The 16,824-nt window shown below is 65.3% G+C and carries 7 protein-coding genes; 5 read left to right on the top strand and 2 right to left on the bottom strand.

Annotation, left to right across the window (positions count from 1 at the left end):
* Nucleotides 1-109: 109 nt before the first annotated feature.
* Together ABFD92_14960 and gdhA are read right to left on the bottom strand one after the other, a co-directional pair.
* The gene (locus ABFD92_14960) at nucleotides 110-3,961 is read right to left on the bottom strand and encodes a PQQ-binding-like beta-propeller repeat protein (GenBank protein MEN6505838.1); all 3,852 of its coding nucleotides are present in this window, start codon (nucleotides 3,959-3,961) and stop codon (nucleotides 110-112) included.
* Between the two features lie 283 nt (nucleotides 3,962-4,244).
* Complete coding sequence (gene gdhA / locus ABFD92_14965) at nucleotides 4,245-5,582, bottom strand: NADP-specific glutamate dehydrogenase (GenBank protein MEN6505839.1); 1,338 nt, start codon at nucleotides 5,580-5,582, stop codon at nucleotides 4,245-4,247.
* Between the two features lie 514 nt (nucleotides 5,583-6,096).
* Between gdhA and ABFD92_14970 the strand changes: the two genes are divergently transcribed.
* From ABFD92_14970 to ABFD92_14990, 5 genes are all read left to right on the top strand, one after another.
* A complete protein-coding gene (locus ABFD92_14970) occupies nucleotides 6,097-6,987 on the top strand; it encodes a LysR family transcriptional regulator (GenBank protein MEN6505840.1) in 891 nt (296 codons plus the stop codon).
* A 538-nt stretch (nucleotides 6,988-7,525) separates the two neighbouring features.
* Nucleotides 7,526-10,648 carry a tetratricopeptide repeat protein gene (locus ABFD92_14975; GenBank protein MEN6505841.1) on the top strand — a complete coding sequence of 1,041 codons (3,123 nt, stop codon included), beginning with the start codon at nucleotides 7,526-7,528 and terminating at the stop codon, nucleotides 10,646-10,648.
* 13 nt (nucleotides 10,649-10,661) lie between these two features.
* Nucleotides 10,662-11,468: a MotA/TolQ/ExbB proton channel family protein gene (locus ABFD92_14980; GenBank protein ID MEN6505842.1), complete on the top strand. Its 807-nt coding sequence runs from the start codon at nucleotides 10,662-10,664 to the stop codon at nucleotides 11,466-11,468.
* A 10-nt stretch (nucleotides 11,469-11,478) separates the two neighbouring features.
* A complete protein-coding gene (locus ABFD92_14985; GenBank protein MEN6505843.1) occupies nucleotides 11,479-11,937 on the top strand; it encodes a biopolymer transporter ExbD in 459 nt (152 codons plus the stop codon).
* 17 nt (nucleotides 11,938-11,954) lie between these two features.
* On the top strand, nucleotides 11,955-16,646 hold the full coding sequence (locus ABFD92_14990) for a hypothetical protein (GenBank protein MEN6505844.1): 4,692 nt from the start codon (nucleotides 11,955-11,957) through the stop codon (nucleotides 16,644-16,646).
* Nucleotides 16,647-16,824: the final 178 nt, after the last annotated feature.

The following is a 16,824-nucleotide window of genomic DNA, read 5'->3' on the forward strand; positions in this document are numbered from 1 at the left end:
CTATGCAGTGCCCTATGGAGTGCGGCAGCCGTAGCTGCCGCTTTTGAAGTTGTTCGGCATCCGAAAAACTGCCAAAGCGGCGGCTGCTGCCGCCGCACTCCACATGCGGCTAATTAGCGGTCATGGTGATCCCGCAAAGGATCGGCATTTGCGCCTGGGAAGGCTTTTCATGCGGACTTACCAGCTCCACTGTCAGCTTGTCGGCCACGCTGACAGCGGGGAACTCCAGGACCAGCGCTTTTGCGGGGGCGCCCGCTTCTTTTACGATGTCCAGCGCCGCTCGGACCGTCTTGCCCTGGATCTTCACGTCGAAGAGGCGCGAACCGGCCTTGTCTGCCGCCGGGGCGGCAAAATGCAGGGCTATCTTATATACGGCCGGTCCGTCGCCTGCCGCACGGGCGGGGATCGTCAACTTCCTGAGCCCATGGCCGCGGGAGTTGTAGATCCAGGGCTGATCCGTCGCGGCGACGGGATTATGAAACGCGTTGCGCCGCTGCCAGGCGCCGCCTTCGTAGAACTCGGCCTCGAGCGGCAGGGCGATGCCGCCCTCGCGGAAGTTCTCCTCGACGGGGCGCGGATACGCCAGCCACAGCAGCGACTTGTCATCGCGCAGGTCGCCCATCGCGCCGAGGTTCACCGCCAGGTTCCGCACCGGCGTGATGCCCCCGCCGCGCACGTACAGAGCGAAGTTGTTGGGGGCGTCATCATGCACCATCGCCACGCTGCACTGGATCGGCAGGGCACACTGGCAGCCGGCCCCGCCGATGGGCCACAGGGCAACGCCGTCCGCCGAGATCGACGTCACCCAGCAGTTGGCGCGCTTGGCGGAAAGGTGCTCCGTTCCCTGGTCGCGCAGCAGGTCGATGTAGCCCATGCCCTCCGACCGCCCGACGATGATGCATCCCGACGCGCTGGAGATGCCGCAGTGCTTGTACGGGCGTTGGATCTCCAAAGGCACCGCGTGGCCTGTGGTGGGATGGGGCACCATCTTCTGCTTACCGGTCTTGAGATCGAACGCCCACGGTTCGCCGTAGAGCCCGTCGCCGATGATCATCGGGCGGTGGGCGTTGCTGATCGACGAGAGCCACTTCAGGTCGCCGGTGGCCGCGTCGCGCCCGGCAGCGCCGTGATTGGGATACTTGCCCACCGGCGCTGCGCCGCCTTTGTGACCCGAGACCGGCGCCTGCACCAGGATGCCATTGTGAACCATCAGCAGGCCTTGCGCCCAAGATTTGGATCGCCGGGCGCTGACGCCGCCGCAGGCGGTCCAGTCCACCGCCCGCTTCCACCGCACTTTGCCGCTGCGCACCTCCAGCGCGGCCAGCATGCAGACCAGCCGGTCTTCCGGGTCCTTGGACAGAGCGGCCTTGGCCGACTCCGGCAGACGTGCGATGAACGGGTTCATCTCCTCGATGGCCTGCTCGTGCTGCTCGGCCGTTGCCCCGTCGTGGCCGATGAAAACCAGCCCACCGCCGGCGACGACGTTCCAGTGCAGGAACAGCCCGGGCTCGTAGGTCCAGAGCAGCTTGCCGGTGGCGGCGTCGATGCCGAAGAGCAGGTCGCTGACGCGGGCGTCGTTGTAATTCTCGACGGTCATGTGCGTCCACTTGTTGTTCTCCAGGGCGGCAAAGCCGACCGTGCGCGACCCCACCAGCACGCCCTCGACGAGCATCAGCGGGCCCCACATGCGGCGCTTGCCGTCGGGGGCGGCTGGGACTTTATATTCGCCCAGCTTGCGGCCGGTGGCGGCGTCGAGGCGAATGCATGTGTCGTGAACGACAACGAAGTATCCCTGCGGGCCGACCGCTGCGTTGCCGCCGAGGCTGTCGGCGTCGCAACGCCAGGCGGCCTGCAGCGGAACCTCCCACAGCTTGCTGCCGTTGAAGGAGTCATACGCCGACACGCCTCGCTCGGAGCAGTGGAACATCCGCCCCTGGTAGGCCAGCGGCGGCGAGGCGCCCATGTGGCGGTTGGGGCCGTCGGTCGGCCCGGGCAGGCCGAACCACTGCAGGCGCAGCGGCCCGCGAACCTGCTGGTCCTGGCTGCAGTTGGTTGCCCCCGCGCTGCCGTGGGCGTGCGTCCATGCCCCGGCGCCTTCAAGGGCGGGGCGGTTGAAGACCGCCCATTTGCCGTCGGCCTTGGCTGACGCCAGCGGCGTCTGGCCCGCCCATGCCGTGAAGCCTTCGCCCTGGGGCAGCACCACCCAGCCGCGAATCGGCGCGACGATGCGGTGCATTTCTTCGGCGCTGCCGGGCAACTTTCCGCTCAACACGGCGGTTTCAGACACCACGAGGTTGGCGAAGTACTTTGTGTACGGCAGACGCTCCAGCGGCCATTGCTCTACCACGACGCGACCTCCCCAGAGGCCTGCAGTCTCTAGCATCTTTCGTGCGGCCGCCACTTTGGCTGCGTCGGGTGAGACGCCGTAGATCTTCAGTTGCGTCCGTCGCGCCAACTCCAGCGCCAGTTCGCCCGTCTCGACGCCGTAGATCACAGCGTAGCCCTTGGTCGCCTCGGGGGCCAACTGGAGGACGCGATCGGCGGCGGACTTGATCGCCGGAGAGACCGGCGGGGTGAATAGTGGGACGGGGACGAAGCCGGCGTTTTTGCTCGGCGGCGAGCCAAAGCAATAGATGCGGCCGCTGTCGGTCGAGACAAGCAGCTTGCCGTCGGCAACGGCCAGGCTCAGGGCCGAGCCTTCCACCGCGACCTTCCAGAGCTCTTTGCCATCGGCGGCATTGAGGCCGACGACGGCGTTGAGCGCGCCGACGATGAGCGTCTTGCCGGCGAGGATCACGCTCTGAGGCCCGTTGATGGCGTATTCCCAGGCCACGGTGGGCTCGGAAGGCGCGGCGCCGCCGCGGCGGGCGGCGGCTTCATCCTGCCCGCGCGGCGCGGGCACGCGCCAGGCCTGCACCTTGTCCATCAGCTCCTGCCCCTGTTTGACGCTGACGCCGCAGCTATAGATGATGCCCTCGCGCACGACGATCTGCCCGCCGGTGGGCAACCCTTTGACCTTGGGGTTGCTCCAGGAGCTGATCGCCTCGGGCAGGGCGCCATCGATGGCGAAGGTGTTGGTGCTCTCCCACCCGGCGTACAACAGCCCGCCAAAGAGCGTGTTGAACGACCCGCCGCCGGCATGGATATGCGTGCGGCAGAGCAGATCGCCGCTGCGGCGGTCGAACAGCGCCGGCGCCAGGCGGCCGCGAGGCATGACCAGCAGGCGCGCATCGGCCAGCAGGTAGCCCAGCGGCACGATCTGGGCCATCGGCTTTTCGCCCTCGCGGTCGTTCTTCCAGATCACGCGACCGCTCTTGGCGTCGACGGCGTAGAGGAAGATGCCGCTGTTGGGAAAGATGCCGGCCGCGAAGTACGCCACGCCGTCCTGCACCAGCACGCCCGTGCGCACCGGCCAGAGGGAGATGAGGTTGCCGTCGCCGGGGATCCGCAAGTCCGACGGCGCCGCTCGCAGCGACCAGACCTTGGATCCATCGGCCGCATTGAGGCAGTGCACCCAGCCGTCGTCGCCGCCGAAGTAGACTTTGCCGTCGGCCACGCCCGGCGCTAGGCGCACCGGTCCACCGGTGGGGAATGTCCAGAGCGTTTTTCCGCTGGCGGCGTCGAGGCAGCGGACCACGCCGTCGCCGACGGAACCGAAGAACACGCGCCCGCCGGCAGCGACCGCGCTGTCGCAGCGGTCGAAGTCGATCCGGCGGCGCTCGATGCGCCCGCCGAATCCGTTGGTGCCGTAGGTGAGCCCAGGCCCGAAAGCCGGCTGGGGCGCGAAGGGCGCTCGGTACTCCCACATGCTCACCGTCGGCGCGGCGGCGAAGTCTTCATCGGTGACGCCGCTTCGCGCTGCGTCGCGGCGGAAGGTCGGCCAGTCGGCCGCCTGTGCGGCAGTGGCGAAAGCGAGCACCAACATGACCAGATACACCGGCAGACGCAAAGAACTCAGCATATCCTCTCTCCGGGGTGCGATATTGCACGGACTCATTATGCGCGATCTAACGGCTGTGGCATAAAACTAAACGTCCTGCGCCTTGGATGGGTGTCGTGGCGGGAGGGCTGCGAAAGAAGCCCGACAGCCACGACGGGCCTGGGGCAGTCGTGGCTCTGGGGGCCTTCGGCCCTGCGCGCCACGGCACCCCGGACCGGTTCGCGGTTCCCAACTCACCAAAAAAACACCGGGAACCGGGCAAGTCTTACCCGGTTCCCGGTTCCGTTGTTCCCGGTTCCTGCTGTTAGACGACGCCCTGGGCCATCATGGCGTTGGCGACTTTGACGAACCCGGCGATGTTGGCGCCGGCGACGAGGTCGCCCTTCTTGCCGTAGGCCTCGGCGGCCTGTATGCACTGATCGTACACGGCGTTCATGATCTGCTTGAGGCGGTTGTCGACTTCATCGAATGGCCAGTTCAGGCGCATCGAGTTCTGCGACATTTCCAGGGCGCTGGTGGCCACGCCGCCGGCATTGGCGGCCTTGGCCGGGGCGAACGACACGCCGGACTTCTGGAAGATCTCGACGGCTTCGGGCGTCGAGGGCATGTTGGCGCCTTCGCCGACGGCGATGCACTTGTTCTTGACCAGCGCCTTGGCGGCGTCGGCGTCGATCTCGTTCTGGGTGGCCGAGGGCAGGGCGATGTCGCAGGGCACGGTCCAGATGCCCGTCCAGCTATTGGTGTACTGGGCGGTCTTGTGCTCGGCGGTGTAGTCTTTGATGCGCCCGCGCTCGACTTCCTTGATCCGCTGAACGGTGGCCAGCTTGATCCCGCCCTCGTCGACGATGTAGCCGTTGCTGTCGCTCATCGCCACGACGGTGGCGCCGAGTTGCTGAACCTTCTGGGCGGCGTAGATCGCCACGTTGCCGCTACCGGAAATCGTGACCTTCTTGCCCTTCCAGTCGGTCTTGCGGTCCTGCAGCATGCGGCTGACCAGGTACACCAGGCCGTAACCCGTCGCTTCGGTCCGCACCAGCGAGCCGCCCCAGCCGATGCCCTTGCCCGTCAGCACGCCGGTGAAGCTGTTGGTGAGCTTCTTGTACTGGCCGAACATGTATCCGACCTCGCGGCCGCCGACGCCGATGTCGCCGGCGGGGACGTCGCAGTCGGGTCCGATGTGGCGGAAGAGTTCGCTCATGAAGCTCTGGCAGAAGGCCATGACTTCATTGTCGCTCTTGCCCTTGGGGTCGAAGTCGCTGCCGCCCTTGCCGCCGCCGATGGGGGTGGTGGTCAGGGCGTTCTTGAAGATCTGCTCGAAACCCAGGAACTTGATGATGCCCAGGTACACCGAGGGATGGAACCGCAGGCCGCCCTTGTATGGGCCGATGGCGCTGCTGAACTGCACGCGGAAACCGCGGTTGATCTGGATGTTGCCCTTGTCGTCGACCCAGGGCACGCGGAACATGACCTGGCGCTCGGGCTCGACGAGTCGCTCCATGATCTTCATCTTGGCCAGCTCGGGGCGCTTGGCGACGACGACTTCGACCGACTCGGCCACTTCCCGAACCGCCTGATGAAACTCCGGCTCGTCCGGGTTGCGCGAGGTGACCAGACCCATGATATTGTCGACGAATGCAGACACGTTCAGACTCCTTCCGCTTTGATTGCCGTTTGAGACGCACAGCTCTGTCACGCGACATTGCGAATCACCTTAGCAATAAGTTGTTTTGGCGTCCAATTACTTGATCTAATACCCCGTAGACCAGATTCTAATAGCATTCAGGATGGCGCGGCGGTAGAACAGCGGATGGACGATTAGCGGCAGTAATGCCGAAAAGCTTACCACAGAGGCACAGAGGGCTCTGAGTGAACAACAAAGCAGAAACAGGAACAAAGAGAGATAAATAAAAGACCCAGTTCGGGTGGTCGCCATATGTGCGATGAGCACGAAGAAGTTTGAGCCGCTGAGGTCGCTGAGGACGCAGAGGAAGAAGAAAGCATGGAATGATGGAATGAGGACAAGGGCAATGGTTCCGGCTTCGTTTCCATTATTCCATTATTCCAGTATTCCACCATTCCTCTTCGTTCCCTTCTCCCTCAGCGACCTCAGCGACCTCAGCGGCTAATGCCGCCGCGGTAAGTTTTCCGGAGACGCCATGGACATCGCCGCATTGAAAGTGTTCTGCGACCTGGTCGAGACCGGCAGCTTCACACGCTCTGCCGAGGCCGGGGGCATTTCGCAGTCGGCGGTATCGCAGCGTTTGGCGCGGCTCGAGGCGGCGCTGGGGACGCAACTGCTCTCGCGCAGCGGGGCGGTGATCGCCCCGACGGAGGCTGGGCAGTCGCTCTATCGCGGGGCCAAGGACATCGTCCGCCGCTACGAGCAGATGCTCGGCGAGATCACCACCGTCCGCGACAGCGCTGTGGGCGTCCTGCGCGTGGGCACCATCTACTCGGTGGGCTTCTACCTGCTCGACGGTTACATCCGGCGCTTCCTCACCGAGCGCCCCGGCGTCAAGCTGCAGGTCGAGTACACCGACGCCACGCGCATCACCGAATCGCTGCTCAACGCGCAGATGGACCTGGGCGTCGTCGCCGAACCGGCCCGCCACCGCTCCCTCGAAGCCGTGCCGCTGATGTCCGAGCCGCTGGTGATGGTCTGTTCGCCCGACCACCGCCTGGCCCTGCGCCGAAGCATCGTGCCCGCCGAACTGGGCGGCGAGCGGTTCGTGGCGTTCGCCGAAGGGCTGCCCACGCGGCGGTTGATCGACCGGATCCTCGGGCGCTACCAGGTCAAGGTCAACGTCGTGCTGGAGTTCGACAACATCGACACGCTCAAGCGGGCCGTCGAGGTCAACGCCGGGCTGAGCATCCTGCCCGAAGCCTCCGTCCAGCGAGAACGCACCGACGGGCACTTGTGCACCGTGCCCGTCAAGGCCGCCACTCAGTGGGTTCGCCGAATCGACATTGTCCGCCGCCGCGGTAAGGCCCCCAGCCGCGCCGAACAGGACTTCATGACCATGCTTCGTTCGCCCCAACTACCTTGATTATAGTCACTGGACAGGTCTGGACAGGCGGGCAAAGATTTGCCGTGTCAAAACACCGGGGAAAACTGCAATTTCAAAATATTCCTTCGCGCAGTGGACAGGTGGTTTCTGCAACTCGGGAACAGTATTGTGCTGTCGGATGTCGCTGCCGGACGGGATTGTCTGCCTGGCCCCAAGTCCGGCCTGGAAATGTCCATAACATGCTTATAGATAATGTGTTACATTAACAGCCAGGATATGCAAAACGCCTGAAACAGACAAGAAAGAACAACAGGCAGACAACGGATCTTCTTCTTGCTGCGGTGACAAACCAAATGCTGCACTTGAGGTCTACCGCCTCTGTGAGCTCTGTGTCTCTGTGCCCATAGCACAAAGGATACGGCCGCGCAGGTTGTAGGAAAAATCGCAGAACCCCTGCGGTCATGTCCGGTTCAATGGGACTGGCAGGCATAGTCTGCGCGGGACGGGGCGGGGGGTTGAGTCTTGCGCCAGGGTCAGCTATGGTGTTGGGTCCTTTTTCGCACGAGGTGATGCTGTGATGAAAGACATCGCTGAAAACAGATGGTCGCTGGTTTTGACATGGGCGATTGTGGCTGCGGCCATCGCTGCCGCGCCGGTCGTTGCGACGGCGCAAGACGCCCAACCGTCGGACCCGGCGCTCGATCAGTACTACAACGCCAACGCCCTGTACAACCGCAAGCTCTTCAAGCTCGCCGTCGACGAATATGAGAAGTTCCTGCAGGCGTATCCCCAGCACGCCAAGGCCGGCATGGCGCGCTATGGGTTGGGGCTGAGCTACTACTTTATGAAGGACTGGGCCAAGGCCGCTGGGCTGCTGGACCAGTCGATGCAGGACGCCGCCGTGCCCGACAAGGACGCCGTCAGCAACAAGCTCGGGTCGGCGTACCTGGCGCTGGACAAGAACGAGCTGGCCGAGAAGGCCTTCACCTACAGCGCCGGCAACGCCAAGGATGAGAATCGCAAGATCGAGGGGCTCGTGGGCCTGACCGAATCGCGCTTCCGCCAGGAGAAGTGGGATTTGACGATCGCCGCGGCTGACCAGTTCATGGCCGTCGGCGCCAAGTCGTCTTTCGCCCCGCACGTGCAGTTCCTGGGCGCCATCGCCCGCTTCCGCACCGCCAAGTACGAAGAAGCGGCCAAGGTCTTCGCCGCGATCGTCGCCGACCAAGCGCCATCCTCTTATAAGCATCCGGCGACGTACCTGCTGGCCGAGTGCAAGCGCGAGGCCGGGGCGCTGGAGGAATCGATCCCGCTGTACACGCAGGCGGCTGTCAAGGACAGCGGCGCCTACGCTGAAGAGGCTCACTACCGCCTGGGGTACGTGTGCTTCATGCTCAAGAAGTACGATCAGTCCATCGCCCAGTTCACCACGTTCCTGGCGGCGTATCCCAAGAGCACGCAGGCGCCCAAGGCCTCGCTGTACCTGGGCCGCTCGCAGTTCGAGGCCAAGCAGTTTCCCCAGGCTGTCGCGACCCTCACCCCGCTGACGACCCTGCCCGACGTGGGGCCCGATGCCACCTTGTGGCTGGCCAAGAGCAATGCCGCCCAGAAGCAGTTCGCCCAGATCGAAACCGCATTGACCGCCGCGATGCCCGCGCTCAAGGCCTCGCCCCTGGCGGCGGAGTTGTACTTCGAACTCGGCGACGCCCAGCGCGAACTGGCCAAGTATAAGGAAGGCGCCGCCTCCTTCGCCCTGGCCGTCACGGCGGGAGGCGACAAGCCTCTGGCCGCCGTGGCCTTGTACCTCCAGGCGTTCTGCCTGCACAAGGCCGCCGACTATCCCACCAGCCTGGCCCTGTGCCAGGCGTACCTGGCCAAGTATCCCAAGGGCGCTCAGGCCGAAGACGCCGCCTTCCTGCAGGCCGAGAACCTGATGCTCACCGCCAAGATCGACGAGGCCCTGGCCGCCTACGGCGCCTACCTCGGGGCGTATCCCAAAGGACAGTACCTCGCCACCGCCCAGATGCGAACGGGCGAAGGGCTCTACCAGAAGCAGGACTGGGCCAAGATGCTCGCTGCCGTCGAACCGCTGGCGGCGGCGGCCGTCAAGGAAGAGGGTATCTTCTCGCGGTTGTGGTTCATCATTGGCGAGGGGCACTTCCGCCTCAAGGCCGACGCCAAGGCGGTCGAGGCGTACCAGAAGTTCATCGCCGGACACGCCCAGCACGACAACGCCGACGCGGCGTTGTTCAACCAGGCGATGGCGTACAAGAACCTCGCGCAGGACGACCAGTCGGCGGCCTCGCTCAACAAGCTGCTGGCGGGTTATCCCAAGAGCAAGCTGCTGATCGAGGCGGGCGTGGCGCTGGGTCGCATCCACTATATCGCCAAGCGCTATGACCAGGCGCGGGCGGCTTTGACGGCGCCGGCTGCGGCCGGCGACGCCGACGGGCAGTACCTGATGGGATGGGTCGCCCTGGCGGAGAAGAAGGACGACGAGGCGCTGGCGTCGTTCAACGCCCTGCTGGCCAAGAACCCCCAGCACGCCCTGTCGTTCGACGCGGCGCTGCAGGTGGCGGCGATCCAGGTCCGCAAGGAGCAGTTCGCCCAGGCCCAGCAGTCGCTGACGGCGCTGATCGGCGCTCAGCCCAAACACGAGAAGATTGACCAGGCGGTGTTCTACCTCGGTCGATGCATGTGGCAGCTCAAGCAGTTCGACGGGGCGGCCCAGCAGTTCACCCGCGTGTTGACTGAGTTCCCCAAGTCGACCGTCGCCGACCAGGCAATGTACGGTCTGGCCTGGTGCCAGAAGGACCTCAAGCAGGCCCCGGCCGCAATGGCCACCTATGAGAAGTTCTTGACCGCCTATCCGACCAGCGCCTGGGCGCAGGACGTGGCGCTGGAACTGGCGGAGCTGGAGTTCGAGGCCAAGGCGTACGACAAGGCCGTCACGCGCCTGACCGCCCTGGCCAAGGAGCCCCGCAAGGACCTGGTCTCCAAGATCTACTACCGCCTGGGCTGGTGCTACTATAACACGGAAGAGATGGCCAAGGCCGCCCAGAGCTTTGAGACGGCTTTGAAGGAAACGACAATCGAGCCGACGGCCAAGGCCATCGCGCTGTACCAGGCCGGCGAATCGGCGCTGAAGCTCAAGGAGTTCGAGCGGGCCAACGGCCACTTCGCCGCCGCGGTGGCGCTGAACAATCCCAAGATCGACGAACCAGCCCTGCTGCGCCTGGGCGAATGCCAGGCCCTGGTCAACCAGTGGGCCCCCAGCCAGCAGAGCTACACGCAGTTCCTGGCCAAGTATCCCAAGAGCGACCTGACACTGCAGGCGCTGTTCGGGCAGGCCTGGGCGATGGAAAACCAGAAGCTCTACCCCCAGGCGATCGAGACCTACCGCAAGGTGGTCGCCGCCGGGCGGCGAGACGCCACCAGCGCCCGCAGCCAGTTCCAGATCGGCGAGTGCCTGCTGGCGGGCAACCAGCTCGACGAGGCCATCAAGGAGCTGACGCTGGTGGATGTCAAGTACGGGCTGCCCCAGTGGAGCTCCAAGGCGATCCTCGAGATGGGTCGCATTCTGAAGATGCAGAAGAAAGACGATCAGGCCGCCGAACGGTTCCAGGAAGTCGTGACCAAGTTTGCCGATACCGACGCGGCGACGGTGGCCAAGAAGATGCTCGAAGGTAAACCACAATAAGGAAGAGCGGACTATGTCTCGATTCATGAAGTCCATATTCAGGCTGACGGTAATGATGCTGGTGCTGGGCGTGATCGCCTCGGCCACCCAGGTTCTGGCGCAACCCAAAGACGCGCCGGCCAAAGTAGGCGAGAAGGCTCTGGCCGCGGCCGCCAAGGATAAGCCAGCCGAACCCCAGGGCGAGACGCTGCTGTCGCTGGTGAAAAAGGGCGGCGTGGTCATGATCCCGATCTTTCTGGTCTCGATCGTGGCCGTCGGCGTGGCGGTGGAGCGGTTCCTGTCGCTGCGGCGCGACAAGGTCATTCCGCCGACGTTCATCGAGGGGCTCAAGGCCGTCTTCAACGGCGACCCCTCTCGCGTGAATGAGGCCATGACCTACTGCGAGGAGAATCCCTGCCCGCTGAGCGAAGTGATCAAGGCCGGCATCCGGCGCCTGAGTCACGGCTACGACGCGGTCGAAAAAGGCATTGAAGACGCCGGCGGTCGCGAGGTCTACAAGATGAAGCGCAGCCTCCGCCCGCTGATCTCGATGGCCAGCATCGAGCCGCTGCTGGGCCTGCTGGGCACCGTGTACGGTCTGATCACCTGCTTCGAGTCGGCGTCGAAGGCGACGGCCAACCAGTCGGCCGATCTGGCCAAGGGAATTTATGAAGCCATGGTGACCACGGCTGCGGGGCTGACCATCGCCATCCCGATCCTGATCGTCGTGCAGATTCTGGCCAGCAAGGTCGACTCGCTGGTGGACAACATGGACGATCAGGCGATCGACTTCCTGGAGTACTCGCTCCAGCAGAAGAGCGCCAAGTCGCCCGTAGCGTGAGGGAACTGCCATGAAAATCCCGCGCACCGAAGAAATGGATGACAATCCCGTTCAGATGACCAGCCTGATGGACCTGATGTTCATCCTGCTGATCTTCTACGTGGCGACGACGACCTTCAAGAAAGAGGAAGCGGACCCGCAGGTTCAACTGCCCCAGACCAGCCTGCAGAGCACGATCTCCGCGGCCAGCAAGCTGCTGATCATCAATGTCCGCACGGCAGACTCTTCGCAGACCGGCGACTACTACGTGGTTTCCGGGCGGGCGATGAACCTGGCGAAGCTCTCGGCTTTGGTCACCGACGAGGTGAAGAAGGATTCCAAGCAGAAGGTGCTGATCCGCGGCGACCGCAGCGCGTTCCACGGCCAGGTGGCCGCGGCGCTGGCGGCGTGCAAACGCGCCGGGGTGGATCATGCCAATATCGCCTATGACGTGATACCGCTGGGCCAGGCCGGACAGGCCGTCCAGTAAGAAGAAAGCCGCACCCAATGCCGTCCAACAGCCAAACCAGTGCCCGCCGCCCACATGGCAAGTGGCGCCTTACCAAGATCGTCGCCCTGTCCTTGCTGGCGGTGATCGTGCTCGGGGCTGCGGCCTTGCTGGCTTTCGCGCCGGGTCTGATCCGCAAGTACAGCAATGGCATGGGCGTCGAGCAGCGATACGGCGCGGGACTGGTGCGCGACGTGATCTGGGAGGCCCCCAAGCCCGCCTCGGGCCAGGTCAACGCCGAGGGCGTCAACGTCGAGCCGGGCGTCTCGGCGCGGGGCGAGGTGATGATCTTCGTCCGCAAGAGCGAAGACAACCAGGGCGACCTGTACGCCAGCTATTGGCGCGACGATCGGTGGAGCACGCCTGAGCCCGTCGCCGAACTCAACAGCCAGTATTGCGAGGGAGGCCCGGAACTCTCGCGCAACGGCAAGATGCTGTACTTCTACAGCGACCGCCCCGGCGGCTACGGCGGGTACGACGTCTGGGCCAGCTTCCTCCAGAACGGGCGCTGGAGCAAACCGTTCAACCTCGGCAAAGAGGTCAACAGCGAGTTCGACGAGATCGACCCGGCGTTGAACCACGACGGATCAAAGCTGTATTTCTCGTCCAACCGCCCGCACGAGGCCGTCACGCCCGAGCAGCGCAGGGACCTCTGGGTCAAAGCCCTCAAGGACCGCGCCAACAGCGACCACGACATCTTCTGTGCCGACGCGGTCGGCGCCCCCAAAGGCGAGAACCCCTTCGCCGACGTGAACTATCGCGAGAAGATCATCACCGCCCTGGGCGGCAGTCCGGAAACGGAAAAGGCCGTCAAGGACGCGCTGGACTGGCTGACGCGCAACCAGGAGCCCGCGGGCAACTGGTCTGCCGCCAAGCACGGCGGCGGCTGCTCCGACGACGCGGTGACGGCGTTTGCGACCCTGTGCTACATGGGCTGGGGCGCCAAGCATAACGAGGACGGCCCGTACCGAGCGCCGCTGGAAAAGGCCATCAAGTGGATGCTGGCCAATCAGCCGGCAAACGGCGACTGGACGCGCGGCACGGGCAGCGGCAACGGCATGTACTGCCACGGCGTGGTGACCACCGCTCTGGCCGAAGCGTCCACCGTCAGCAAAGACCCCGCCGTGTTCGAGGCGCTCAAGAAGGCCGTCGCCGTCATCCTCAAGGCGCAGAGCCCCAGCGGCGGATGGCGCTACACCTCGGCGCCGGCCGACTCGGACACTTCCGTCGTCGGATGGCAGGTGATGGCGCTCAAGAGCGCGGAGATGGCCGGCGTGGCGATCCCCGAGACGGTTTTTGCCGGCGCGCGGAGATGGCTCGACACCGCCGGCGGCGGCCCGCACAAGGGCCTGTACGGTTATGCCAGTCCCGGTCCGCAGGGGGCACTGGTTCCCGAGGGCATGTTCTGTCAGCAGTTGCTGGGGCTGGCGGGAACGGATCCTCGTGCGGGCGAGTCGGCTAATTTCGTGATGACGCAGCTCGCGCCGGGCCCCAACGACTACGCGACGTATTACGGTACGCTGGCGGCGTTCCAGCACGGCGGCGATCTGTGGGAAAAGTGGAACCCGGCCATGAAGACGTACGTGCTGGGCGACCAGGTGAAGACCGGCCCGCAGGCGGGTAGTTGGGAGCCGTCGGGCAAGACCTACGGCGCCAACGGCGGGCGGGTATACACCACGGCGATGTACACGCTGTGCCTGGAGGTCTACTACCGCCTGCTTCCGATGTACAACATCAAGGGCGCCGCCGGCCCGCCGGTGGCCAAGACCACCACCAAGACGGTCCAGGAACGCATCGAGCCAACGCCCGACACCGCCCCCAAGGCCCCGCCGGAACTGACTGCCGAGTGGGTCGAAGCCCTCAGCAGCAAAGGCTCGAACGACCTGGGCCTCTCGCTGACTCGCGAGGGCGACCTGGCGTACTTCAGCTCGAACCGCTCGGGCGGCCTGGGCGGCTACGACATCTACCGCGCGCGGATCATCAACGGGCAATTCCAGAAGGTCGTCAACGTCGGCTCACCGATCAACACGCGCGCCAACGAGCGCGACCCGTCGCTGCACAGCCACGGGTTCGCGATGGCGCTGGTCAGCGACCGCGGCCCGGACATCCGCGGCCTGGGCGTGTACGAGAGCATCTCCCGCGACGTCGAGGCGACGACGGACCTGTCGTGGCTCTGGACCGCCCTGCAGAAATCCTGGATGTGGCTGCTGCTGGCGATTTTGGCTCTGGCGGCGCTGATCTGGATGCTGTGGATGCTCTTTGGCCCCAAGCGCGACAAGATGGGGCTGCTGGCCAAGTGCATCCTGGCGTCGCTGGCGGCGCACTTGCTGCTGCTGCTGATCATGGGCGTGTACAACATGAGCGTCACGCTCGCTGAAGAGGCGGGGCTTGACGCCATGGAGGTCGCCGTCGACGCCGACGCCCTGGCCAGCGAGAAGCTCTCGACGAACCTCCGCGAGAACGTCACCGACATCAAGAATCCCGACGCTGAATCTAATGTCAACATGCAGACCCTGCCCACGCCCGTCGACAACCCGATGGCCATGCAGCCGGTCTCGCCGGCAGAGGCCGCCCTGCAGGTCAACCAGGCCAACATCGACGTGCGGATCCCCGTTCAGGACCAGGCCCAGCGCGAGTCGCTCAAGAGCTCGCAGGTCGTCCAGAATGTCATTGCCAAGGTGGAACTGGGAAGCGAGCAGATCAAAATCGAAGAGGCCCCCGCGACCCCGGCAGCGGCCGCTAAAGAAACGGCTGTCCCAAGGGCCGACGCCTCGGCGGTAGCCAACCAGGCCGCCACGCATGAAAGCGCCTTCTCAGACAAACCGTTGGCCGCCGCTCCGGCCGCCGCGGCCGCCCAGGCGTCATCGGCCGCCCAGGCGATGGAGTCGGCGGCAGTGCCCGCCACGGCTATCGGCGCCCCCGGCGAGCAGAAGCTCGCAGCCGCCCAGGCCAAACCCAGCGACATCAGCACTCAAGCCCCGGCGCTCGGCGGCGACAGCGGCGATCCGCTCGAGACGCCGCAGGTGAAGGGTCCCGTCGGCGGGGATAAGGCGCCGGCGGTTTCCGATGAAGCCATCGGCAGCGGCGCGCCGGTGACCCGCGGCGGCGTCGCCGCGGCGGCGCCTCAGGGCGGCGGCGCCAAGGCTGCCCCGGTGGCCGCCGGCGGAGCGACCGAACAGACCGTCGCCAGCGGCGGCGGAATCGCCTCCACCATTGGCAGCAGGGGCGCAGAACCGCTGGGTCCGGCCCAGCCCATCGGCAAGACCGCCATCGGCGGCGTGCCCGTCGACGTCGGCGGCGCCGGATCGGTAATGGAGAGCGGGCCGCAGCGGCGAGCCAGCGCCCAGCCTGAAGCCCAGCCGGGCCTGGGCGGCGTCGGATCGGTGAGCGGTCGCGTCGAAGGGCCCAAAGCTGGCGAGATGGGGTCGGGTGGCCCGCTGGGTCGTCCGGACGTGACGGCCCGGGCCGGCATGGCCGGTTCACTTAAGCCCAGCGACGCCGCCAGCGGCGGCGTGGGCCAGCAGGCCAACGTTCCGCAGCTTGCCCGCCTCGAGGGCGCCGGCGAGGCGGTCGCCCGGGCCATTCCAAAATATATGATCGGCGGCGGTCCGCGCCTCGAGGAGCGAAGCCGCAACATCGCCCCGACCATGCTGCGAGACCCCAAACTGCGAGCGGGGATGCTCAAGGGCCTCGGCGGCAGCGACAAGACCGAAGCGGCCGTCGCGCGGGCGCTGAACTGGTTCACCGCCCACCAGGAACCTGAGGGCAACTGGTCGGTCAAGAAGCACGGCGGCCAATCCAGCGACGACGCGGGCACGGCCTTCGCCACCCTGTGCTACCTCGGGTGGGGCGCCAAGCACACTGAACCGGGGCGGCATCAGAAGCCCCTGGCCAAGGCCATCGCCTGGATGATCAAGAACCAGCCCGAAAACGGCGACTGGACGCGAGGCACCGCCCACGGCAACGGCATGTACACGCACGGCGTGGTGACCGTGGCTCTGGCCGAAGCGTACGGCCTGACCAAGGACCCGGCGTTGCGGGAACCGCTCAGGAAAGCCATCGCCGTGATCCTGAAGGCCCAGCACAAGGCCACCGGCGGGTGGCGGTATACGTCAACGCCTTCCGACTCGGACACCTCCGTCGTCGGTTGGCAGGTGATGGCCCTCAAGAGCGCCCGCCTGGCGGGGCTGGAGATCGAGGAAGAGCCCTTCGAGTTGGCTCGGGGCTGGCTGGAGCGCGTCGGCGGGGGCACGCACGGCGGGCTCTACGGGTACTCGGGTAAAGGCGCCAGCAGCCCGGCGATGGTGGCCGAGGGCATGTTCTGCCAGCAGCTCATGGGCCTGCCCCCGACGCTGCCGCGGATGGAAGAGTCTGCCAAATACCTCGGCGAGAACCTTCCCAGCAAAGGCCCGCGCAACTTCTATTACTGGTACTACGCCTGCCTGGCGATGTATCAGCACAAGGGCGAAGGCTGGGACACGTGGAACGACGATATCCAGAAAGTGTTGCTGAGTTCGCAGATCATGCAGGGCGACCCGGCCGGCAGCTGGGACCCCAACGACGCCTACGGCAGCTACTGCGGACGCGTCATCACCACCGCGATGGCCACGCTGTCGCTGGAAGTGTACTACCGCTACCTGCCCATGTACGTCGACATGGCCAAGCCCAAGGACGCCCCGGCCAAACCGTAAGCGGTCCTCGGGTACGATGCCTCCGCCATGCGGGAAAAGTCGCGGCGGAGGCACCAGGTATTTATCAAAGCCGTTGTGTGGCTTTGATGAATAGCAGCATACGGCCCCAAATGAAGAAGTAAGTTCAGACAGCGAATTACTTCTTCATTAAGTGCCTCCGCCGCGACTTTTCCCCTCC

Source organism: Planctomycetaceae bacterium (assembly GCA_039680605.1).
Classification (GTDB): Bacteria; Planctomycetota; Phycisphaerae; order SM23-33; family SM23-33; genus JAJFUU01.

Bases quoted from the DNA above. Each gene is read 5' to 3' on its own strand.
- ABFD92_14960 (MEN6505838.1), bottom strand. From the start codon at position 3,961: ATGCTGAGTTCTTTGCGTCTGCCGGTGTATCTGGTCATGTTGGTGCTC.
- ABFD92_14970 (MEN6505840.1), top strand. From the start codon at position 6,097: ATGGACATCGCCGCATTGAAAGTGTTCTGCGACCTGGTCGAGACCGGC.
- ABFD92_14975 (MEN6505841.1), top strand. From the start codon at position 7,526: ATGAAAGACATCGCTGAAAACAGATGGTCGCTGGTTTTGACATGGGCG.
- ABFD92_14980 (MEN6505842.1), top strand. From the start codon at position 10,662: ATGTCTCGATTCATGAAGTCCATATTCAGGCTGACGGTAATGATGCTG.
- ABFD92_14985 (MEN6505843.1), top strand. From the start codon at position 11,479: ATGAAAATCCCGCGCACCGAAGAAATGGATGACAATCCCGTTCAGATG.
- ABFD92_14990 (MEN6505844.1), top strand. From the start codon at position 11,955: ATGCCGTCCAACAGCCAAACCAGTGCCCGCCGCCCACATGGCAAGTGG.